Source organism: Clostridium kluyveri (assembly GCF_001902295.1).
Lineage (GTDB): Bacteria > Bacillota > Clostridia > Clostridiales > Clostridiaceae > Clostridium_B > Clostridium_B kluyveri_B.
In genome coordinates, this window is sequence record NZ_CP018335.1 from 4,120,133 (window position 1) to 4,143,670 (window position 23,538).

Consider the following 23,538-nt stretch of genomic DNA (forward strand, 5'->3'; position numbering starts at 1 on the left):
AGGGTTAAATGGGGATATAACACGGGAAACCGTAAATAAAATAAAACTATATGTGTATATGTTAAAAATAGACACTGTTTGAGCAGTGTCCATTTTTATTTTGTTCATAAATAGTTAATTATTATGCCATTAAGTTGTAACAAATACTATTTATAATCATAAGTACATTCAGTGGACAAGTACCAATGTTAAATAAGTAGATTATAAGGTATGCCCCCTTAAGCGTAAATATAAACTGGTGTCTGTAGTTGCAGGGCACTTAAAACTCAAATGCAACTTCCACAAGATAGTATAAGTTTAGACTCCTTTAAAAATAATATTGCATAAAAATAAGCACTCGTCATTTAGGGTGCTTATTCTACATAATGGCTAGATCAGCTATATTTATGAAGTTGTGAAGCATTCTCCATTATTAATACCAATACCAGTCGTCATAGTCATAAAATAATGGAAAAAGAGGAGATTCACATATATTCCGTCTGCATCTGCGCCTATGTCTACGTCTTCTACGTCTTCTTCTACGTCTTCTATGGCTTCTATGCCTATATTCAGGATTAAAGTCATAATCAAAATTTTCATTAAAGTCTTCATCATAAGGCTCTACATCCGTATATTCATTTTGAATTGGTCTATTATAAGGCATTAAGCAGTATGGGCAATACATAGGAGCTTCAAAGTCGTAAGAATTTTCAACTTTTTCATTTGAATTGTCATTAGAATCATTGATACTCATAGGTACCTCCGTAAATTTGTTTACAATGCCATATTATGAGTAAAATATCAAATCCGTGAATAAGAGTTAAGAATCATTAGAAGGTGTATAGATATTAAAGTTAGAGTATATATATTAAGCATAACTAAACTTCAAATAATTACTTGCTAAGAGTATATCTGTTTAACATATCTCCTCTTCTGATATAGAAAAACTTATAAAGTGTGAATACTATAGGAGACTCAAGAGAACTCAAAATAATTAAATGCAGGTTTGCTATAAACACCTTTATACTATTTAAGACTTCTTAAATTTATATGTGGTTGTTGCCCTTATATTCTAAATTGCCTCTTCAGTTTTGCTGACTACAGTGCCATTGGCAAATTGATGTTATTAGGATTAAAAAATTGTACTTTGAAGTTTGCAACTTCAGCAGAAGGTGAAACAAATGTAGTTTCAGATACTTTCTTTCAGAGAATAGCCTTTATTTTTGTAATTTTTGAGAGAACAACGCCAAAAAAATAAGTGCTGCTCCTATATAGCATTTTACATTCAACACTTCTTGCAGAAAATACTGGTTCTAGTGAAAATATAAGTCCAATCTTTTCAGGTGACGCATAGTGTTTGTTGTGCGATAGGCTGAACAATAAAACCGTATGCGCTGCAAATTAATCCAAGGCAAATAATTGCCTCTATTGTACTGGTGTTTCTGGAAATGCAAGAGTCTCAATGCATATCATTAGCAAAACTCCTAACAAGGAAGCAACCCCTAATTGAATAATACTGATTAGAAGTGTATCCTCGTTCTTTGTGATCCTATCAAACCCAATAATATAAACTGCATAAAACAGCGCTGCGATGAGGCAATACATTGAACCTTTGTCTAATGTAAAGGTATCTTTTACTGTCAAAAGATATGAACCAATGACAGCCAGAAAAATACTCAACATGATAGAGTCTCGGGGGCATTTGTGCAGCAATTGCTTGTTTAATAAATGTGTAACTAGTTCCCCAAATAAATGCTACCAATAGTAAAGTCATGTTTGCTTGTATTCTAGACAATTTTATTTTTCTCCTTTCTATATGAGCAAAGATTCAGAAAATCTATTTTTCAATTAATTCCATTCAACTATGGAACTCATCTAATCTGACTTCACTAATAAACGTAGATCCTAAAAGTAAAATGCCAATAAAATCACGGCATTCTGGGTTACTCATACTATTTCCCACGATCATGACTAATCCCATCAGCGCAATACAAAGGTGAATTCTTTTTTAATAGATAATCGTTCATGAAGAAGTTCATGAAGAAGAATTGGTGAACAAGATATAACGATTACTGGTGCAAAATAATAAGCAAGTGTAGCATTAGTAACTGTTGTATACTGAGATAAAATGAACTGAATTTTATATTTCATAATTTTTCTCCTTGAAAATCTGCCAGATTTAGTGGTTTGGGGATTAGTATTTTGCCGCAGCTTATTTTACAGCGCATTCCTTATCATATCGTGGCAAGGGAGTTGGAAATACCTGCCTATCGAAAAATCGGATTGGCATTGAGAGATAAAAAGAGTACATCACTTGCAGTCAAGCGATTTTTAGATTATATAAAATATAGATAGCCTTGATATTATAATATTAGGTAATGCTCATCTATATTATCTGTGTTCTTGTGCATTAACAACTGTCGTAATTGATGGCAGCCGAATTGAAATAAAGAAAGCTAATGATAAAAAGCATACAATCATACCAACAACTCCATACCATCCATATGAAGACCAAAAGGTTCCACCGGCAGTTCCTCCAACGCTAGAGCCTACATAATAGAACAGCAAGTATAATGATGAAGCTTGTGCCTTATCATGCGTTGCTACTTTACCGATCCAACCACTAACAATTGAATGACATCCAAAGAAACCAAAGGTCAAAAGAGCAATACCAATAATTTTTAATGCTAGTTTTATATCCAATGTTATGAATGCCCCAATAAACATTGTTAAAAGTGCAATATAAAGGACTTTATGTTCCCCATGAGTATCTGCCAAATGTCCCATAAAAGTAGAACTAAATGTTCCCACAACATAAATAACAAAAATAAAGCTGACTAGGGTTGAACTAAGACTATATGGAGGTTTAACTAGCTGAAAGCCAATAAAGTTATACAAAGCAACAAAACTCCCCATAATCAAAAAACCAATACAATATAAGCAAATCAAATCAGGACTTTTCAGATGATTGACCATAGATCTTAATAATTTATTTATTTCAAAAGAACGTGGTTCAAAATGTTTGGATGCCGGTAACTTGGTCCAAAATATAACACTAGCTAGAACCCCCAAAATCCCTATACATGCTAGTGCCATTCTCCAATTAAAGAGGCCAGTAATAACCCCAATAATAATACGTCCACTCATTCCACCAATAGAATTTCCGCTAATATACAATCCCATAACCATACCCAAGCTTGCCCCATCAATTTCCTCGCTGATATAAGCCATAGCAATTGCTGGTAGTCCTGCTAAAACAAAGCCCTGCAAACCTCTCAATATAAGTAGGCCATGAAAATTAGGAACAAATGCAGTTAACACCGCTAGAATGGATGATGTAAATATAGCAAAAGACATTATTGGCTTTCGTCCCAATACTTCCGATAATGAACCGAAAATCAACATGCTTACTGCTAAAATACAAGTTGTCACCGAAAGTGATAAACTAGCCACAGTTGGCGAAATAGCAAATTCCCTAGATAGATATGGCATTAAAGGTTGTGTACTATATAAGATAGCAAAAGTATTAAACCCTCCTGCAAATAGAGCAATACTAACCATACGAAATTCCCTTGTATCTTTTTGAATGTAATTCATAAACCCCTCCTAGTTAAATTTAAAATATAATTAAAACACTAATTATAGGCGATCCATAACTATTTATATATAATTAAAGTTAAAATTCATTATCCTTTGACTTTACCTGATGCCTCATGTATTATTATATCAAGAAATGATATATAATAAAAATATCTAAAACTTATATAATATATAAGTAAATAATTATAAATAATACACAGGAGTGATTATCGTGGATAACAGGCAGATGTCTTATTTTCTCGCTATCATTGAAGAAGGCAGTATTACAAAAGCTGCTAATAAACTGCACCTGGCTCAGCCTTATTTAAGCCAACAACTTAAACTCCTTGAAGATGAATTAGAAGTAAAATTGGTAGAGAGAACCACTCGCAAATTTCAAGTAACGGAAGCAGGTAAAATGCTCGCATACAGAGCCAAACAAATACTAGATTTGGCTGAAAAGGCCATTAAAGAATTAAAAGATTTTAATGAAGGAATTAAAGGTACTTTATCAATTGGCTGTTTATCTTCTGCTACTGAAAATCTCTTAACACAAAAAATCTATGATTTTCATAAAAAGTATCCAGATATAAATTTTGAAATACGCCAATGCAGCACAGATGAAATATTGGAATTGCTAAAAAGAGGCGTTATAGAAATTGGTATTGTACGCAGTCCTTTAAATTTGGATATTTTCGAATCCATACCTTTACCTGTTGAACCAATGACTGCAGTATCAAATAATCAAATAGACTTAGGAAAAAATGATAACTACATATCCTTAGAAGAACTTTCTACCAAACCTCTATTAGTACACAGAAGATTTGAAAAAGACATATTAAGTTTTTTTCACAAGAAGGGATTAAAACCAAGAATACTTTGTAAAATTGAAGATACCAGATCAATATTATTATTAGCAGGACTTGGAATTGGTGTAGGAATCGTACCAAAGGATTGGACTAATCTTACACATAGCCAAAATTTAAGGTATAAAGAGATTCCAGAACTTCATTTGAATACAAACATCGTTATAACAAGGCTTAAAAATCACTATTTAACTTCCGTAGCCAGACACTTTCTAGAAACCTTTTAGAACTAGATTTCTTTGTCGAAATATAGCTCTTAATGAGTTTATACTGCCATATATATAAATTGAAACTATTATAACACGTTATAAGAATGTTACGAAGAAAAATTTTTTTCACCCATATATATCCCCCTATAAATTCGTGATAATTTACCATTGTTCAAATATCTTGGAGTTTGTGCTTTATATGCTTTATAATCATCGCTAAAAGTTAATAATAAATGTTTTTCTTCTTGTAAAATAAGCAAGTGTATTGAACAAATATTTAAAATCATCATGTTTTTCAGTATGTAAAATTTCAACTGTATTACCAATGGCTATCCATCCTATAGGAACAAACTCATTTTCTGGAAATATGGTTTTTATATGAACAATTCCATTTACAGTTTTCCTGAATCTGTTGCTTCCTCAACTGTTGCTCCTTCATATACCTCCAGATTTCAAGTATATCTTTAACCTCTTCTAAACTTGTGACTTTGAAAGCTTTGCCCTTTGCCACTTTGATTCTTTGTATTGTGATTTCCTGCAACTTTGTAAGTCTGCCTTTTGGGTTTTTACCTCAAGGTAAGAAATGAGATTGTTAAAAACTTTGTTAGAGCCTACGGAACGTCAGACCCCTTCATACCAAATATATATACGCTCATGAGCTAGGACATGCTGTACTGCACACTAATGCATCCATTAAATTATTTATTGAAAATAAACTGTATATAAAATTGAAGATGATAAATTTACCGCCGAACCTTCAGTTGATGCTCTACCCATTTCTAATTCATACCTTTTTAATAAACTCCGTATATATTGTAATTGGTACTTCATTTTCTAATTTTATTTTAACAGTTATAGGTTTTTCTCCTTTACATTCTACTACATACCCTTTTCCCATATAAATATACGGTTGAACAACTCCATCTATTTTCTTATATTTTCTTAAGAAGATATGCAAATTAATGCCTCTTTGCTTATTGAATATAATATTTTTTCCTCTTTCTGAACTTTGTGATGTACTATTAGGACTTTGCCATTGAAAATAATTTCTATCTATAAGTTTATCTTTATAATTAATGCTTTCCTTTATATTTTTTTCTTTATGCAAATCTACAAAAATAAAATATTCACTTTCACTAGTTATAAGTCCACTTCCTCTAAAAGAGCTGTGAATTTTAGTGTAATTTGAAAGCAACGCTACATCTACCATTTTGTACTGCTCATATAATTTAAAAAATGGAACTCCATAATAATTACTTGAAAACCTTTTTTCATATGTTATAAGTGCATAATTTATAATATCTTCAATGTAACATCTATATTCTTTATTATGTATTACTTTTTTGAATTTCCAAGTACGAGCTAATATTTCATCTTGGAATTCAACTAACTTAACAGTACTTTTTATTTGAGCTGTATCATAGTAATTTTGATTTAAACAATTAAAAGCATGTATAATACTATTATCATCTACATAATCAATGTATTTTAATATTTCACATCTAGCCTGCTTTAAGGTTATTTGTTCATGATTTAAAAGATACTTTAATATACTAAATTCATAAATTCTTTTTATTGGCAACTTGTCAGTAAACTCTTTTAGTATTTTAAAGAAATCGTCATCTTCCAATATACTTTCCAACTCTTTTTGATTTTCCATTTTAACTACAAAACTAAGATAAGTTTTTTCCTTGTTTAAAAATTTCAAAGGATCTGGTGCCCCATCATACTTTATATAATCCATAAGAAAATATGGCACTTTTTCTCCATTCATTTTCTTAAACTCTAAATATTCATCCTTTAAATATTTCATAGAATTAAAATTTTCTTTATTTAGCTGCTCTAAAATTCTCTCTTCAGCAACTTTATCCATTTGAATATTAGTACATCCAGGTATATTTCCAAACTGAGTTGACACCGCTACTTTTAAACTATCTTTGTCATAATACCTTGAACCGTTTAGAGCTATGGCTATTAAAAATACTTTTTTATGATTTCCTATAAAGTCCAATACAGTTAAAAATGTTTTGCCTTTATGTTTTCTAAGTCCTCTGCCAAGCTGCTGTATAAATATAATAGGTGAACTAGTAGGCCTAAGCATTAAAACTAAATTGATAGATGGTATATCCACACCTTCATTAAAAATATCTACAGTAAATATAACTTCTAATTCATCATTATTATTTTCTAATCTTTTTATATAAACCGCTCTTTCATTGGGAGAATTTTTTCCTGTTAAGCATACACTTTTTATACCTCTTTTATTAAATTCACCTGCCATATACTCCGCATGATCTATACTTGCACAAAAGCCTATACACTTGCGTTTCTCTCCATCATGCCCATAAAACAGCATTTTTTCTACTATAAAATCAACTCTTTCATTAACTTTCAATCTTTTAACTATTTCATCAATATCCTGCAAGCTTACATCACTTAAATCTATGCCATCAATATCTGTTATACCAAAATAGTGAAATGGAACTATCAATTCTTGTTCTAAAGCCTCTCTAAGTCTTACTTCTAAGGCTATATTACCACTAAAAATATCAAATATATTCCCACCATCACACCTTTCTGGTGTTGCAGTCATTCCAAGCAAAAATTTAGGTTTAAAGTAATCCATGATTTTTTTATAAGATGAACTAGCTGCATGATGGGCTTCATCTACAATAATATATTCAAAATCATCTTTTTTAAAATTATCAATATAATTGTTCATTGATTGTACAGTTGAAAATACATAATCTGCATCTATTTCTTTGCCTGTACCTGTTAGAAGTCCTGTACTCTTATTTTTATTCTTTACTAGTTTCTTAAATGTTTTCTCCGCATCTCTTAAAATTTCTTCTCTATGTACTAAAAAAAGCATTCTTCGGGGATTATATTTTATAACATCAAAAGCTGACATATATGTTTTACCTGTACCAGTAGCTGCAATAACTAATGCCTTATTTTCGCCTGAATGTCTTAATCTATCTAAACTCTTTATTGCCATTTCTTGCATCTTATTTGGTTTTATTAATTCATAATTACTAAAATCTAAAGCCTTATTAGTCTCACTTTTTTTAATTTCCTTGAGGAAGCTTCTGTAGCTATTAAGAAATTCATCACTTACAATAGTAGTGGAATCCCATAATCCTAAGTATTCTTCTAAAACCTGACGTGTAAAACTATTATCTTTTTTAGAAACAACTTTTACATTCCACTCAACATTACTTTTTAAAGCTCTTTGAGTTATATTAGAAGATCCTATAATTATTTTATATTCTTCTCTATTCTCGAAGATATAAGCTTTAGTATGAAAACCCTTATCTTTATTAGCGATAAAAACCTTTAAATCAATGTTGCTAAAGTTTCTTATTCTTTCAAGTGCCTTAGGTTCAGTAAAATTAAGATATGTTGAAGTTAATATTTTGCCCTTAATGCCTTTTTTCTCAAGTTCTTGAAAACCATCCAATAAAAGTTGAACACCACTAAAATTGATAAATGCTACACTAAAATAAAATCCATTACATTGGCTTAAACATATCTTAAGTTCTTGTAATAGATTTCCTTCTTCTGAATTAACTATCAATTCATTATTAACAATAAACCCGCTATTTTCTATTTCCTTATTCTTGATATTGAAATTGTTACTATCTTTCTTTTCTATACTATTTATTTTGTCAAATATTGATTCCATATTATCACCTGCATTAATTTAATAAGTTATTTAATTCTTTATACAAAGAACAATATTTATATAACATTTTACAATTTAATCAACGCCTATCTTTGAGTTTCTCAACAACCAATATATCTGCTGGAACCCATCTAAGTTTGTCCAACTCATCTAATGGTATCCATTTAGCAGCATTATGAGCGTTTAAATGAATTTTTCCTCCACATATATCACACAAGAAGCAGTGCATTGTAAGATGAAAATTTGGATAATCATACTCAATAGTAGTTACATATTTAGAAACATGTATATCCAATTCTAATTCTTCTTTAATTTCACGAATAAGTGCTTCTTCTCTTGTCTCTCCAGATTCTATTTTGCCACCTGGAAATTCCCACATATTTTTAAACTCCCCATAACCACGACAGGTGGTAAATATTTTATTACCGTGCTTTATAATTGCAGCTACTACTTCTACCGTTTTCATTTATATAATCACCTCATATCATACCATAATTATACTATAATTTGACACACAAATATAGTTTATACCTTTGACGTTAAAAAATACTTCTAAATTATTAATTACAGAACTATTATATTCTTTTTATTTTGCTTTCTTCAGTTGCATCTGTGAAATCATCCTTTAACTTTTCAGAAATATCTGAAACCGCGCAACTGACTTTGATAGTATATTCAACATAGCCATGTTCTCCTTTTTTATAAGTTTTTTTGTTGATTCAACTTATATTTTAGAACTTGGCTATGTTTTTTTCTATACTTTTTTACTGGTAATTTAACCCTTAGTTAACATGCCCTTTTCGCTGTCCAGAGGTCAGGCCCGCAAACATTAAGCTGCTTTCCGCTTGTATGCGCATATCGCAAATAGATATGCAATGATCAGTATCCCTAAGCACCATGCAAGCGCAACCCAAATATCATTTCCAACGGGCTGCCCCACCAGTAGGGAACGGATGGCGTCGACAATAGAGGTCACCGGCTGGTTTTCGGCAAAGGTGCGAACGCCCGACGGCATCGACTCGGTGGGTACAAAAGCTGAGCTGATAAACGGCAAGAAGAGTAACGGATAGGAAAAGGCGCCTGCACCATCCACCGATTTTGCTGACAGTCCGGCAATCACCGCGATCCATGTCAGGGCCAGCGTAAACAGCGTGAGTATACCAGCCACGGCAAGCCATGACAATACTCCTGCTGGTGAGCGGAAACCCATAATGAGCGCTACGAGAATGATTACGACAACCGAAATCGCATTGGATACCAGTGAGGTCAGCACATGCCCCCACAGCGCGGCCGAACGCGCAATCGGCATGGAGTGGAACCGTTCGAAGATGCCTCTTTGCATATCCATAAACAAACGGTAAGCCGTATAGGCAATGCCGCTTGCTATCGCAATCAGCAGGACGCCGGGCAGCAGGTAATTCACATAGTTATCCGTGCCGGTTTGAATCGCACCGCCAAACACATAGACGAACAGCAGCATAAATGCAATCGGCATGATGGTGACTGTGATGATGGTGTCCATGCTTCGGGTAACATGGCGCATGGAACGTCCAAGCATGACGCCCATATCGCTGAAAAAGTGTTTCTTTACGGTTTCCATTTATTTTTCCTCCTTCTTGCCGATGATTGCGAGGAATATCTCCTCCAATGTCGGTTGCTTTTCTACATATTCCACTTTTGCGGGCGGGAACAGTCTTTTCAGTTCATCAAGGGTGCCATTCGCGATAATTTTCCCTTCATGCAGAATGGCGATTCGGTCCGCAAGCTGCTCGGCCTCCTCCAGATACTGCGTGGTCAGGAATACCGTGGTGCCGCCCTCGGCAAGCTCCTTGACCGTCTTCCAAACCTTGATACGTGCCTCGGGGTCAAGGCCGGTGGTCGGCTCGTCGAGGAAAATGAGCTGCGGGTTTCCGATCAGGCTCATGGCGATGTCAAGCCTGCGGCGCATACCGCCCGAATAGGTGGAAACCCTGCGGTCGGCGGCATCGATCAGGCCGAAGCGTTTGAGCAAATCGTCCGCAATCTGACGTGGATTTGCAAGGTGCCGTAGCTTGGCGATCATGATGAGATTTTCCCGCCCGGTCAATATCTCGTCCACGGCGGCAAATTGCCCTGTCAGACTGATGGACTGGCGCACATAGTCGGGCTTCGCCGCAACGTCGAATCCATTGACGGTAGCAGCTCCACTATCCTGTTTAAGCAGCGTGGTGAGAATTTTGACAATCGTAGTCTTGCCCGCGCCATTGGAGCCCAGCAGGGCGAAAATACTGCCTTTTTCCACCTCAAAATCCACGCCCTTTAGAACATGAAATTTCTTGTAGGACTTTTGCAGCCCTTTCACTTGGATTGCTTTTTCCATCCCGATATCCCCCTTTTACTTTGTTTTATCCGTAACCTTTTTCATGGCCTTATTAACTTCTTGGTCAACAGATTCTTGATAGATGTCAGCGCAAGTTTTTGAATCTTTGATTAGATCGTCGCAGAAAGCCGCTACGTCACTGCCCGTCACTTCGAGCACACCTTTCCCCAAGGCCGCGCCCTCTTCAAAAAGATCGATAATCCCCGAGAGCAAACCCATCCCGTCGGTTAGTTCAACAGGACCGACCTTAAAGAGATATTTTTGAATCTCTTTATAAACAATCTGATAATCTTGCGGGAGTGCTTTGACACGTACCACGTGCGCTCGCCACTCTTTTTTGCCTTCGATGATATCTTGTATGCTCATTTTATCCTCCTATTTACCTAATTTTTTAGCGATATTATTGTTGAGTTGTTCGCGCCACTTGTCACGAAAAGACTTTGCCCCTTCTTCACCGGCCAGCGCTGAACAGAAGCCTTTGATATCGTCACCCAAAACCTCTTGAACACTCTGGTCATCCGCCGCCGCTTCTTCAAGCAGGCCAAGCACACCGTCAAGAATTGGCATAAGGTTGCGACCGGTGAAATCTGAGTGCGGTAAAAGATTGGCAAAAATTTTTCCCCATGCCACTTGATAATCAGCAGACAGCTTTTTGGCTCGCGATTCAAAAATTTTCAATTCTTTAGTCATATCGCTGCCTGTGATCTTTTCCCAAAGATTCATCATTTTCTCTCCTTTAACTCGTTAATTTTTGACGCGACAAACTCCCATTTTCCCCAGAACCTCCGCAATTCCTCGCGCCCCGTATCGTTGAGCGCGAAAAACTTTCGCGGCGATCCCACGTCGGAGGGCTTCTTAGTGATTTCTACCAGCTTGCTTTTTTCAAGCCGGATCAGGATAGTGTATACCGTTCCATCCACAACATCTGTGAAGCCAAGGGCGTTCAGCCGCCGCATGATTTCGTAACCATAGGTTTCTTTGCGACTTATAATTTCAAGGACGCAGCCCCCAGCACGCCTTTGAGCATTTCCGTTAGGTCCTTCCAGCACAATTACCCCTCGCTATTCTGTATGACTTATATTAAGTAACACTTACTACCGCTATATAGTAACACATAATAGTCGGTCTGTCAATAGCGGCCATTATGATAATGAATTTCAACTAAAACGCAAGATGCTATCCGGCAAGTAGGGCAACTGTGACCACAATTGCATATTTTTTGTAGCCCCTATAATTTTGCTTTTCTTATTTTTAGAACAATCCGCTCCTGATATTAGCATCCATGTATATGCTATACTTAAGCATGAATATATGATCAAATATTATAATTACTTTATTGCTGTTGCCATTTTAAGATTTTCACGACCGGTCAGAACTTCGTCCACTACGGTAAACTGCCCGGTAAGGCTAATACTCTCGCGGACTTTTTCCGGTTGCCGAAAGACATCAAAGCCACATGCGCTCGCGCTGCCGTTATCTGCTTTGAGGATTGTAGATAGTATTTTGACAATCGTCGTTTTCCCCGCGTCATTCGAGCCAAGCAATGCGAAAATCTCACCACGTTGCACATCTAAGTCGACGCCTTTCAGGACTTCTGTTTTTTATAGGATTTTTTCAATCCCTTTATGGTTATGGCAAAATCAGTTATTTGGAATCATTCCCTTTTCCGAATTTTTTCATTATGTCGTGGTTAAGCTTCTCGCGCCAGTTTTCCGTATACGTTTTGGCGTTGAGCAGAAGTTCGTCGCAAAACGCCGCCACGTCCTCGCCCGTGATTTCCAAAACTTGTCTGTCTTCCACCACGCCAGCTTCCAACAAATCTATCAATTCATATTGAATCTTCAACATGTCATAGCCGTCTCCTGCAGCAAAATTCCACATGTATCTTTGAATTTTTTCAAATACGAACTGATAGTCTTCAGGTAGTGCTTTTACCCTTGCCATCTGTTGCTTATACTCTTTTTTATCCCCGACCACTTTTTTGAAAAACTCCAGCATAGTTACTGTCCCTCCTTTAATTGGTTGATTTTCGACGCAACAAATTCCCATTTTTCCCAGAACCTCCGCAGTTCCTCACGCCCCGCGTCGTTGAGCGTGAAAAACTTTCGCGGCGGTCCCATGTCGGAGGGCTTCTTGGTGATCTCCACCAACTTGTTTTTTTCAAGCCGTATCAGTATGGTGTACACCGTTCCCACCACAACATCTGTGAAACCGAGAGCGTTCAACCGCCGCGTGATTTCGTAGCCGTAGGTTTCTTTGCGGCTTATAACTTCAAGGACGCATCCTTCAAGCACACCTTTGAGCATTTCCGTTAGGTTTTCCAGCATAATCACCCCTTGCTATTATAGTATGACTCATATTAAGTATTGCTTACTACCGCTATATAGTACCACGTAATAGTTAGTTTGTCAATAAGGGTTGCTCTGATAATGAATTTCAACTAAAATGAAAGATGCTAACCGGCAAGCAGGGCAACTGTGACCACAGTTGCCCTGCTTATAGATTTTACCATTCTTATAAGCATATATTTTAACCATTCTTTTTGTACCGCTTCAAAATTGTTGAGATTTTTATAACAAAATACTTTATTATAAAGAGAAATTTTTTATCAAACTTCAACACCTCTAAAAAATCTTTTTCTAAGAGTCAGGTAAAGAAGCACATCCAAAATCGCCACTACCCCTATTATTATCCATATAAAACTCATCATATAACCCACATAAGGGGTAAACACAAGTTCTGCATGCATGTATACCGTTCCTAAAATGGCCCCTATGACAAATGGGGTAAAGAAAATGATTGCTAAATGCGTTGTCAGGTATCTCCTGCACTCTTTGCCGTTTATCCCTATTCTTTTTAGCATTACAATCTGTTCTTTTTCTTCATCAATATCAGTAACAATTTTGTAATACAATACAATGCCTGATGACAGTAAGAATAAAAATCCTATGAAGCTAAACGCAAAAAACGTAAACCCTCCAATACCAAACGCCATATCAAAACGTTCTTGCTTGTAAATTGGTCGCAAATTGGTTATATCGTCTTTTGCACCGAATACCAAGCTGGAGCTCTGCCATAAGCTTTCATCGGCGCCATTTATCTTGCGCAGCCCATCAAGTATGGCATTAAAAACCTTTTTGCCATGTCCCGATTTCAGATTAAACAAATAGGCGGTTTCTGTCTTGGCTTTCAGCTCTGCATACACCTTGTCGTCAACTACATCTGCCAAAACACCTGCATACTCAATATTTCCATAGGAATCAATGAAAGGAGCATACATACTTCTTGTTTTTTCTCTGCTATATACTAAATGCCTTATATTTCCCAATTTGCGAACAAAAGTATCCATATCCGTAGACTTTGCCCCAAATGCTTCTGCATGGGTTACACCTTCCCGCCAGGGCTCAATTGTGATAACCGTATCAAAATCAATGGGTTCTTGTGCTTTTGCACTGGAATTATAAACAAGCAGTAATTCGTCAGGTTTAACATCAATATGTAACCCCATATGCCTGTTAAACTCGCTTTCACTGATGACCATACTATCTTTATAATTTTCTAAATAATAGTTGACAAACCCTTCCTTGGTATTCCTGTAGTTTTGGCAGCTTGCAAATTTCAAAGCGGAAAAAGTATCTAAAACACCGCCTGCACCCCCCACAAGCTTCTTAATCTCGTCTGGACTTATATTATTCATATTGCCGCTTGTTTCAATCATAAAATCGTAGGGAACAAATTCCTCAATGGTTTTATTATTATAGGTATAGATTGATATGCCCATACCCATAAAATAAATGGCCACAAAAATTAATAACGAAACGATATACAACGTTACTTTATAGGAAAAAAATCGGTGACTGAGGCTTCCAAAAGTTAAAATGTTTCTGTTATAAAATGCAGGGACTCGCTTACTAAAATATCGCAGGATATCAATACCAAAAGCTATGACAAAATACAGCGATACTATGACAACTGCGAATGTTAAGAGTGGAATCAGTACAGGATAATTGGTTGTAATGCCCCTTGCCCACTCACTTCTGGCTAAAAACTCATGCAGAAAGAAGGTGGAAAAAATACATACAACGGCAGCAACTGCACCAACAACCGGACGTGACTTGGAAACGCCTTTGGTACTGGAGGATTTCATCATCTGTACAATAGAGAGTCTGCGAATAAAGATGTTGGTAAAAAGCATGTTAAAAAGAAAGACAAGGATAAAAACACCAAAGCTCAATAAAAAGGTTCTGTAGTCGATATAGTAAATATCGTTATAGCTAAAGCCGGTGAAGCCTAATATTCTGCCAAGTATCATATAAAACAATTTTGACAGCAAAAGCCCGGAAAGCATACCAAAAACCATAGATCCGGCAACAATGGCAAGGCTCTCTATATGAATCATTCTAATTAAGTCTCTGTCAGTCATGCCTAAAGTGAGATACAGTGCAAATTCACGGCTTCTTGATTTCACAAAATATATACCTGTGTACGCTACAAAAACGATGGAAAACAAGAGGATGGCATACGCCGCCGCTTGAATATAAGCAGATGCTGCCCTAAAAGAGCCATTCCGGGCTAAAATTTCATTAAACAACAGGCTGCCGTACAAAAATAAAACCGCAACAACAAAGCTGTTTACGAAAAGATAGGAAAGAAAACGCCCAAAATTATATTTTAGGTTTTTACCCACAATATGCCCAAATGTCATTCCTTATCGCCTCCCACTATACTCAAGGTCTCCAATATTTTATCAAAGAAGATCTTTCTGTCACCCGGACTTTGTATTTGAAGGTTGATTTTACCGTCTTTGATAAAGATAATCTTTTGGCAGTAGGATGCAGCAAATGCATCGTGAGTAACCATCAATATGGTACAGTGTTTTTGAATATTCATCTGTGTCATCATTTCCATGATATTGGCCGACGATTTCGAGTCAAGATTACCGGTTGGTTCGTCGGCAAAGCACACCGCCGGATCGGTGGAAAGCGCCCTTGCAGCCGCAACACGTTGTTTTTGACCACCGGAAGCGTGGTATTGGTATTTTTCAGCAAGGTCGCTTATACCGAAGAAGTTCATCAGTTCATTCACGCGGTGTTCAATTTTTTGCGGCGGTACTTTATCCAAAATCAGCGGCAAAGCGATATTTTCTTTCAGGGTCAGGCTTTCAAGAAGATTGAAGTCCTGAAAGATATATCCGATTCTTTGCCGGCGAAACAGCGCTAACTCATCTTTTTTAAGCCTATCAATGATCTTGCCGTCTATGATTACTTTGCCTGATGTTGCAGTATCAATACCAGACAATATATTTAAAAGCGTGGTTTTTCCACTGCCACTTGGTCCCATAATGCCGATAAACTCACCCTTAGAAACGGTGAGATTCACATCTTGTAAAGCCCGCACCTCCTTAGCTCCCTTAAATGAGCGATATACTTTTGTTAAATTTTCCGCCTTGATAATGTCATCCATAAATTCATCTCCTTGCATTAGTGTAATTATAGTATAGTGAAAAAGTACTGTGGTTAAAATCGATTTAGCTTACAATAACCTTGCAATTTTGAAAGAAAAGATAGACTAACACTTGTTCCTTCACCTACGGCGGATGTCAGAGTTACCTCAATACCAAGTTGCTTTGCAATGTGTTTAACCATAAAAAGACCTATTCCTGTGGCGGTTTTATGTTTCCGCCCGTTTTTGCCCGTAAAGAACAAATCGAAAACTCTTGGAACATCTTCAACTTCGATACCTATGCCCTCATCACGTATTGTAAGTACAGTGTATTTTTCACCTGGGTTTATTTCCATATAAATATTTTTACCTGAAGTACTGTATTTAATTGCATTTGAAATGATTTGTTCTAATATATAAGCACACCACTTTTTATCAGTATAGACATAGGTAGCTTCACCATAAAGTTTTGGAAACACGCCTGCATATATAAAGTCACGCTTCTTTTCATTGATAACCATGTTAACCAATCCGTGAAGATCAACACGCTCTGGCACATAATCATTTGAAAACTCATCAAGCCGCAGAATGTTCAGAGCTTGCTCCAAATTTCTTTTCAACTTTTCATTTTCCAGTGAAATATCGCCAAGTGCATCTGCGGATGGATTGACACAAGCAAGTTCAATAACGGCCAAAGAGGATTTCATATTATGGATGAAACTAGAAAACATGGAATTGCGCCCTGCCAGCTTGTAGTTCATAGTGGTGATTTTTTCATTGTAATTCTTATGTATTTCCTCTATGATCTCAAAAACGTAGGTCTCTTTGCAAGTTTCAGGATTCGATTCGCAGCCTTTGCTGTGCTTTGCACTGTCTAAGCTGGTTAAAAAGCCATGCATACTCACAGCTTTAACAATCAGATAAACAATTAGAATCGTCAGGCTAATCAAAGTGGGATAGACTATAACGGTTTCAGTGAAAGTTAGATTAAAAATCAAAAGCATCATAGCAGTGTTGGCGAGATAGAAAACAATAGCTTTCCTCTCACTATCAATTGTTTTGCACAGAAGCCGAATCAAATACATAGCCAACACCTCTTTTCGTGCTGATACAATTTTCCAGACCAAGCTCCATGAGCTTTTTTTTCACGCGGGTAATATTTACAGTTAACGTGTTATCGTCAACAAAGCTCACATCATCCCAAAGCTCTTCCAAAAGCTGTTCACGCCTCACGATTTGCCCAGCATTTTTCATCAAAAGTCGAAGAACACGATATTCATTTTTTGAAAGCTCCGTCCCTGCGTCCTTGTACGATATACGCATAGTATCTTCATTCAAGCAGAGCGTGCCAATAGAAATACCACCCTTTTGATGCTCTGCCTCTCTGCGCAGCATAGCGTTTATTTTAGCAAGCAATACACTAATGGAAAAAGGTTTTGTGATATAGTCGTCTGCTCCGTTTTCAATGCCTCGTATTTGGTCGCTATCCTCACTTCGAGCAGAAATAATTATGACAGGGATTGAATATTGTTTCCTAATCAGTTTTAGGTAGTAGAATCCATCAAACTTAGGTAATGTAACATCTAAGAGAATGAGCTTGGGTGATACTGCGCTAATTGTTTTATAAAGCGTATCGTAGTCATTTAGTACATGTACTTCAAAACCATAAGCGTTCAGGTATTCCCGAATATATTTTTGTAAACTTTCGTTATCCTCAATCAGTAGGATAGTACTCATATGCCGTCACCGTCCTTTGTCTTATTCTTTTTGTAACGTCCATAAACAGGCTTTTCCACATCAACCGGAACAATCGGTTGCCTTTTTTAATGGTGCCCTTTATTCGTCTGGCCGCACAACAATATGTTACTATCCCACCAGTGATGGTCCACTTTTCTCTCGCTTCTTTTACAGTCAAATATTCCATAAATATTATCACCTCGCTAAAATTCTATGTGTATTATATTTGAAAAACTTGAGATATGCAAATAAATCAGAATATTAAGGTGCATAGTAATCTTTTATCTGAATTAGTGCTTCTATTTTGATAACAACATTTGGTGTCTGACCTCTCATAAGAGTGTTTCTAACTTTTTTAAGGGAAAACAAAATGACAGGACCCTCTAAGAAATCATCTCTCCTGGCTTATAACCGTCAGGCAATTCTTCTTCACTTAAAAATTTGAAATTATCATCACGTAGTATTGGTAAAAACACTTCGTATGGAATCCGGGAAAACTCACAGGCGTAATTACTGGCTCCGAACCACTTATCCTCTTTGCTGCTCAAATTTAAATCTCTAGCAAATTTTGTATGGTTTGAGCAATCATGAACTACTAAATCCCACTTTTCTTCATCGGCTATTTTCATGAATTCCAGAGTTAATTCCCTACTCCAAATTGGAGATATATAGCCATGTCTGGAAATATACATATTTTCTCCATAGTAATTGTCTATGTTATTCTCATTTAAATGTAATTCTGCACAATTAATAAAATCAACCTTTGTCTCTAAGATAGCCTGCTTTTTCTTAAAAAAAGTTTCGAAAAACTCAGGAGTCATTGGAGTTTCAATACCTACATTTTTAATATATTTTTTCGCTATTTCGATATTTTCAATCACTTTGTCTGAACACTTAGAAGCACCCAGGTTGAAACGTATCTCGTTAAGACCGGCCTCACCTAACGCTTTCAATGTCTCTTCCTCAGCTAAAATGCCATTTGTATATAGATGTTGATGAATTTGAGCATCACTAAATTTCTTTATTACCGAATAGTATTTTTCGATTTCCATGAATGGCTCTAAATAAACGTAGGAAATGCCAGTAGGTTTCTGCTGGATAGAAAGAAGTAAATCAATATCCTTATCATAAAATTTTGTGCCTCCTATTTCCCACATACCTTCGCCAATTGGAGGAATATCTTGTAGTTCTCCATAATTATAACAGAACTTACACTCTATGTTACATTTGTTCGTTTTCCTAATTGCACTCAAACCAGTGCCAAGCAGACAAGAACGACATCCTTTGGGGAATTTACTTTCATTTCCCACAAAAAAAGTTCTATTCTCCAAAGTTTTCAAACCTTTAATTTTCGACATTAACCTATCATTTCTATCATCGATGGCTGCCTCAATTTGCGCAAAGGTAGAGTAAATGATTTCTTGTTGTTTTGTCATAATTTCCTCTTCCTCAGGCAATATTGAAAAAAATTCAAACCATATCAACGCATCTTTCTTTGAAATTTTCATAATATATCCTCCTCGCATAATATTATAAGTTTGTGCAACTACTCTTTGACAATTTATTTCTTAAATAATCTAAATTGAAGTTTTTTATTAGAATCCCTATGGAAATAGACTAAGTTATGATTATAACAAAAAATTTATCCTTAAAATACTTTAATATTCTATTCAATTACAATCTCAACATCACTCCCATCTAGTAAACTTACAATTATCTTTTCCCTTTCAAACACCGTCATCTTCTCAACTATCCTAAAAAACAAATCCATATTAAATTCTTCTATCGGCTCAACCTTCTCTAATATCTTTATAAACTGATTCATCTTATATTTTAACAATACATTCTCACTCTGCAACCCTTTCCTCCACTTCCCCATAAAATAATCCTTATTTTGACCATGGCATCATAGAGTTTTACTGCGGCTGTACCTGTGAAAGGTAATATTAATTTTTTTGGAATTTCTATTTTAGTTCTCTTTATTAAGTCCTTGCTGTAAGATAAACCTTGTTCATAGGGCATGGGTCTCCTCCTTTCTAAAATTTTGAATATAAAAAAGCCTATACCGTTTTGATATGGGCTTTTAGTTATATAATATTGTAAAGTAATCTATTTTTTAAGACCACTTTGTAACCTTGCAAAAACACCTAAAATTATTACAGCTATGATATCTACGATAGCAATTATAGGCATCGTTATTGCCATAATTAATGAATCCGATTTAAAATAAGCAGCCAAAAATAAATAAAGAATATTTAAACCAATAACTATGTTATTGAATATAGTTTGCCTTTTTCTAGATAAACTATCATTACGAATAGTAAATTTATTAATTTTATACTTACTATATTTATTTACTATTAGCTTTATTAGAATAAATATAATTATAAAATTAATTATAAATAATAAAACTGTAAACATATTATCATCACCCTTATTCCAAGTCACACGTATTTAATGACTCTAATAAATTCTTCAATAGAGTTTGCCATATAATTAAACTAATATTTCTTACTCTTAACTAATACATCATCTGCTATAATTTTCATTTCATTAAATGTAGAAGAATCCTCTGCATCAAATAGAACATTAAGGCAAAATTTTCCTACATCAGATAAATGTATCTCACTATAAATCCAGTTGCCAAAATTCTATAAAAATCTATACGAATTTATAATAGAATTTTGACGTTGTTCACTTAGCACGCTGCCACTAAGCAGTTCTCTTATGAACTTCTTATGCTCTCACATAAGCTCAGACTATATCATTACCCTTACAAAAGGGCATTTCCCACTTCGGATTGCTTAATCCTACTCCCATCACAGGATAGTCGTTGAACTTTACCCTATATTCGGGTCTTAGCTGCTGATTGCACATTTTTACAGCACTTAGGATTTAACCTTATGCCATCTAACTAATTTTTTCTACTTTCGTAACATTCACGCCTGGTTTTATTTCATACCTACGTTGTAGTTTAGTTAGCTTTAGGGGATTCCAGCAATTCAAGAAATTTTGCATAGACTCTATCTCTATGACTCCATGCTCTTTACGAACATGGGGTGCTTATCGTCTTATTGATAAATCTATAAATAATGCTTTATATTATTGCAGTTATTTATAGATTTACAACTACTATTTAGTTGCACCAACTACCTATAAAATCATCAGACACCTCTATTAACTTTACACCATTAAATATCAATGTATATAATCCTTCGTCCATGAAGCCTTCACTACACTGGAGGTCAATTTCGAATACATTACCCTCAAAATTTCTAGCTGCTAATAACTTTGTATCATGAAAATTGTATTGCTTATTTAATTCAATAACATTTTTAGGTAAAAACTTTTCTATAGATTTATAATGTTCTTCATATTGACAAAATGTTTCTTCCCAGGTATTTTTTACACTTAATTTCCATTTATCTATTTCACTTAAAAGATTACGAGAAGGTATTTTGGATGGTATTATACTTTCATCATTGGCAGCATTTTTTAGTGAATCTGGTAAATATTCTAGCATTAGTGGTTTATAGTGTATAAAATTTAATTTTTCTACTGCATCATAATCTTTACCCATAGATTTAAAATCTTCTTTAGCTCTATTTAAACTTTGTTCATCTTCATGATAAGAAAGGTATCCACTAATTCCTAACATTCTAATTTTATCAACCGTGAAAAACTTCATCTTCTTATCCCCTCTCATATATCTAACTTTATGAAGCCGTTAAAAATGATTATACTGACACTTTTTTTACAATATTATAAAACATAAATAAACATTTCCCTGTATATAAATCGCCATCTGTGCATTTATAATATCTCCATATTCTACAACTAACCTCTGTAACTCTTCATCGGCCTTATTTATAAACTTATCCTGTCTCTTCAGCAATGCCATTTCTAATTTCTGATAGTTATCATCTTTCTTATCCAAACCAAGTGGAATATCATTAAGTCTTTTATCAATAAACTCTTGAAATTCTTCCAGCATATCCATACCTCCAAATCCTATGTTTGTGATATGTTAACTCTTAATTGATATGTTTTCGAGTTATATTTTTAAATGTAAATATAAAACTTATAGAAATTAATTTTTGTGAAATTTATTACGCCACGGCATGTTAGTGGTACTATAATGATAATCTTTAAACTCTCATATTGACCATAATAAGAATACTTTGAACTAAAATTAATTAAATCTATTCTTCAAGCACCTTATATAAACTTGTAATAACTACATACCCAAATAGTAACTGGAATATAGCCATGAAAGTTATATCGCTTAAAAAAAATACGATTGGTTGTATTAATATATTTATTACAGATGGTACAGAAAAATAAAATATAAAGGCATAAAGTGAAAAATATAGGCTTGGCAAACCCATTAGTATTAATTTGGATACATTTATCTTCCATCTTCCTTCTTTTCTCTTTTCTTTTAAAAAGTATTCTAAACCAATGAGGAAACCAATTGCTGCATAGAAAATAAATGTTATTAAATCGTATTGATAAACAGATAAATTAAATGTCACTTCCCATGACTTTTTTAAGTAAGTTAAAACATATTCCCCTAAATACATAAATGCAATGATAACGAAGGTATAGGCCAAATATTTCAACCAAGTTCTGAGTTTCATAAATATGTCCCCCTTTTCATATTTTTGAAATCGGATCACTTACTTTATTTTAGACAAAATCCAATAACTTTTTTATTGTCCTGAAAGTGCCCCATAACATTTAAGTAAGATGACCTTTCCCATGTCTATTTTCACAATCCCCGTATTCATAAGGTTCAGAAGATGAGACAGGAACTTCTATTAAACCTTCCTCTTCAATTCTGAAGAAAAATTTGACAACTACATCATTTATTATTTGTCCAAAATGTACTGTAAGCAGTGTACAATGGCATTCGTTCTCAATTCAAATAAGTACTTATAAGGCTTTTTAATAACTATGTAATCCACAAGGATTAGTGCTGCTAATAATAAAAATACCATGGTTTGTATTATCTGAGTAACATTCATATACAATTACCTCACTTTTTAGAGATATCGCTCTGGATTTGATGATATTTCTTGTACATTTGAAAAGAACAATGAACAATGGTATCCATCAGCAACTGCATGGTGAACCTGAATAGTTACTGGCATAACAATTTTATTACTTTCTTTAAAAAACTTTCCCCATGTTACCATTGGAAACAGAAAAGAACTACTTCCTTCATTATTTACATTAAAAGATGTGTAATTAAACCATGGCAAACATGAAACAATAAAAAAATTATCTTGAAACTGAGTAGTAAAATTAGTATCACTTTTATAACTATTTAATGCATTTACCATATCCTCATAAAAATTCAAAAATACAGTATTAAATGATGTATATAGATCGCCCATTACTTTTGTTTTATCATTTAACACAGAATAGCTTGGGCCAATTTCACCTCTCTCCCAAGTATTCATATTAATTACATTAAAGCCCATAATTTATTGCCTCCTTGCTTATAATCAATTGCTGCCATTCAATTTAAATAATTAAAATTTCCTTTTTGCTATTACCTTACAAAGCCATACTATCTTCTAGTAGTTTTTAGCCACCACCAGTACCATCCGTACTTACATGCCGATATTTGGGTCTGCCAAAAAAAATGCTCATGTTTACTGTCAATATCAATGACCA

24 protein-coding genes and 4 pseudogenes are annotated in these 23,538 nt (G+C 34.8%); 3 read left to right on the top strand and 25 right to left on the bottom strand.

The window, feature by feature from the left end:
* Positions 1-412: 412 nt before the first annotated feature.
* A complete protein-coding gene (locus tag BS101_RS20185) occupies positions 413-733 on the bottom strand; it encodes a hypothetical protein (RefSeq protein ID WP_073540415.1) in 321 nt (106 codons plus the stop codon).
* Between the two features lie 366 nt (positions 734-1,099).
* Between BS101_RS20185 and BS101_RS23570 the strand changes: the two genes are divergently transcribed.
* Complete coding sequence (locus BS101_RS23570; RefSeq protein ID WP_198039529.1) at positions 1,100-1,237, top strand: hypothetical protein; 138 nt, start codon at positions 1,100-1,102, stop codon at positions 1,235-1,237.
* Between the two features lie 923 nt (positions 1,238-2,160).
* Positions 2,161-2,334: pseudogene (locus tag BS101_RS20195) on the top strand (LysR substrate-binding domain-containing protein); the annotation flags it as partial.
* 36 nt (positions 2,335-2,370) lie between these two features.
* On the opposite strand, the gene BS101_RS20200 reads toward BS101_RS20195, so the two are convergent.
* On the bottom strand, positions 2,371-3,576 hold the full coding sequence (locus BS101_RS20200; protein ID WP_073540417.1) for an MFS transporter: 1,206 nt from the start codon (positions 3,574-3,576) through the stop codon (positions 2,371-2,373).
* 214 nt (positions 3,577-3,790) lie between these two features.
* On the opposite strand from BS101_RS20200, the gene BS101_RS20205 reads away from it, so the two are divergent.
* A complete protein-coding gene (locus BS101_RS20205) occupies positions 3,791-4,651 on the top strand; it encodes a LysR family transcriptional regulator (protein ID WP_073540418.1) in 861 nt (286 codons plus the stop codon).
* A 334-nt stretch (positions 4,652-4,985) separates the two neighbouring features.
* Here the strand turns inward: BS101_RS20205 and BS101_RS23575 are convergent, their stop codons facing one another.
* The 23 genes and pseudogenes from BS101_RS23575 to BS101_RS20335 all read right to left on the bottom strand — a co-directional run bounded on the left by BS101_RS23575 (position 4,986) and on the right by BS101_RS20335 (position 23,342).
* Positions 4,986-5,174, bottom strand: coding sequence for a hypothetical protein (locus BS101_RS23575; protein ID WP_198039530.1), 189 nt, complete (start codon positions 5,172-5,174; stop codon positions 4,986-4,988).
* A 243-nt stretch (positions 5,175-5,417) separates the two neighbouring features.
* Positions 5,418-8,318: a DEAD/DEAH box helicase gene (locus BS101_RS20225; protein ID WP_073540420.1), complete on the bottom strand. Its 2,901-nt coding sequence runs from the start codon at positions 8,316-8,318 to the stop codon at positions 5,418-5,420.
* 79 nt (positions 8,319-8,397) lie between these two features.
* Complete coding sequence (locus BS101_RS20230; RefSeq protein WP_073540422.1) at positions 8,398-8,784, bottom strand: (deoxy)nucleoside triphosphate pyrophosphohydrolase; 387 nt, start codon at positions 8,782-8,784, stop codon at positions 8,398-8,400.
* A 363-nt stretch (positions 8,785-9,147) separates the two neighbouring features.
* Positions 9,148-9,918 carry an ABC transporter permease gene (locus BS101_RS20235; protein ID WP_073540424.1) on the bottom strand — a complete coding sequence of 257 codons (771 nt, stop codon included), beginning with the start codon at positions 9,916-9,918 and terminating at the stop codon, positions 9,148-9,150.
* Complete coding sequence (locus tag BS101_RS20240; protein WP_073540425.1) at positions 9,919-10,677, bottom strand: ABC transporter ATP-binding protein; 759 nt, start codon at positions 10,675-10,677, stop codon at positions 9,919-9,921.
* A gap of 18 nt (positions 10,678-10,695) precedes the next feature.
* A pseudogene (locus tag BS101_RS20245) lies at positions 10,696-11,043 on the bottom strand (DUF1048 domain-containing protein); the annotation flags it as partial.
* A 9-nt stretch (positions 11,044-11,052) separates the two neighbouring features.
* Complete coding sequence (locus BS101_RS20250) at positions 11,053-11,400, bottom strand: DUF1048 domain-containing protein (RefSeq protein WP_073540429.1); 348 nt, start codon at positions 11,398-11,400, stop codon at positions 11,053-11,055.
* Positions 11,400-11,704: pseudogene (locus tag BS101_RS20255) on the bottom strand (PadR family transcriptional regulator). Before BS101_RS20255 ends, BS101_RS20250 begins: the two are co-directional and overlap by 1 nt.
* A gap of 304 nt (positions 11,705-12,008) precedes the next feature.
* Positions 12,009-12,325, bottom strand: a pseudogene (locus BS101_RS20260) (ATP-binding cassette domain-containing protein); the annotation flags it as partial.
* A complete protein-coding gene (locus BS101_RS20265) occupies positions 12,322-12,675 on the bottom strand; it encodes a DUF1048 domain-containing protein (RefSeq protein ID WP_073540432.1) in 354 nt (117 codons plus the stop codon). The gene BS101_RS20265 and the pseudogene BS101_RS20260, both read right to left, overlap by 4 nt.
* 2 nt (positions 12,676-12,677) lie before the next feature.
* Positions 12,678-13,004, bottom strand: coding sequence for a PadR family transcriptional regulator (locus BS101_RS20270; RefSeq protein ID WP_073540434.1), 327 nt, complete (start codon positions 13,002-13,004; stop codon positions 12,678-12,680).
* A gap of 281 nt (positions 13,005-13,285) precedes the next feature.
* Complete coding sequence (locus tag BS101_RS20275) at positions 13,286-15,382, bottom strand: ABC transporter permease (RefSeq protein WP_073540436.1); 2,097 nt, start codon at positions 15,380-15,382, stop codon at positions 13,286-13,288.
* On the bottom strand, positions 15,379-16,140 hold the full coding sequence (locus tag BS101_RS20280) for an ABC transporter ATP-binding protein (RefSeq protein WP_073540437.1): 762 nt from the start codon (positions 16,138-16,140) through the stop codon (positions 15,379-15,381). The genes BS101_RS20275 and BS101_RS20280 overlap by 4 nt, the downstream gene beginning before the upstream one ends.
* 53 nt (positions 16,141-16,193) lie before the next feature.
* Positions 16,194-17,204 carry an ATP-binding protein gene (locus BS101_RS20285; protein ID WP_073540439.1) on the bottom strand — a complete coding sequence of 337 codons (1,011 nt, stop codon included), beginning with the start codon at positions 17,202-17,204 and terminating at the stop codon, positions 16,194-16,196.
* Positions 17,170-17,856: a response regulator transcription factor gene (locus BS101_RS20290; protein WP_073540441.1), complete on the bottom strand. Its 687-nt coding sequence runs from the start codon at positions 17,854-17,856 to the stop codon at positions 17,170-17,172. Before BS101_RS20290 ends, BS101_RS20285 begins: the two co-directional genes overlap by 35 nt.
* 383 nt (positions 17,857-18,239) lie before the next feature.
* On the bottom strand, positions 18,240-19,364 hold the full coding sequence (locus BS101_RS20300) for a radical SAM protein (RefSeq protein WP_073540445.1): 1,125 nt from the start codon (positions 19,362-19,364) through the stop codon (positions 18,240-18,242).
* 158 nt (positions 19,365-19,522) lie between these two features.
* Positions 19,523-19,714: a hypothetical protein gene (locus BS101_RS20305; protein ID WP_083585787.1), complete on the bottom strand. Its 192-nt coding sequence runs from the start codon at positions 19,712-19,714 to the stop codon at positions 19,523-19,525.
* Positions 19,690-19,878 (bottom strand): hypothetical protein, encoded by a 189-nt coding sequence (locus BS101_RS20310; protein WP_073540449.1) that lies wholly within the window; start codon positions 19,876-19,878, stop codon positions 19,690-19,692. Before BS101_RS20310 ends, BS101_RS20305 begins: the two co-directional genes overlap by 25 nt.
* Positions 19,879-19,965: 87 nt before the next feature.
* Positions 19,966-20,277: a hypothetical protein gene (locus tag BS101_RS20315; protein ID WP_073540451.1), complete on the bottom strand. Its 312-nt coding sequence runs from the start codon at positions 20,275-20,277 to the stop codon at positions 19,966-19,968.
* Positions 20,278-20,992: 715 nt separating this feature from the next.
* Complete coding sequence (locus BS101_RS24095; RefSeq protein WP_242951346.1) at positions 20,993-21,544, bottom strand: DUF4085 family protein; 552 nt, start codon at positions 21,542-21,544, stop codon at positions 20,993-20,995.
* 66 nt (positions 21,545-21,610) lie between these two features.
* Complete coding sequence (locus BS101_RS20325) at positions 21,611-21,850, bottom strand: hypothetical protein (protein WP_073540455.1); 240 nt, start codon at positions 21,848-21,850, stop codon at positions 21,611-21,613.
* A gap of 208 nt (positions 21,851-22,058) precedes the next feature.
* Positions 22,059-22,496 carry a hypothetical protein gene (locus tag BS101_RS20330; protein ID WP_073540457.1) on the bottom strand — a complete coding sequence of 146 codons (438 nt, stop codon included), beginning with the start codon at positions 22,494-22,496 and terminating at the stop codon, positions 22,059-22,061.
* Between the two features lie 405 nt (positions 22,497-22,901).
* Positions 22,902-23,342: a CatA-like O-acetyltransferase gene (locus BS101_RS20335; protein WP_073540459.1), complete on the bottom strand. Its 441-nt coding sequence runs from the start codon at positions 23,340-23,342 to the stop codon at positions 22,902-22,904.
* Positions 23,343-23,538: the final 196 nt, after the last annotated feature.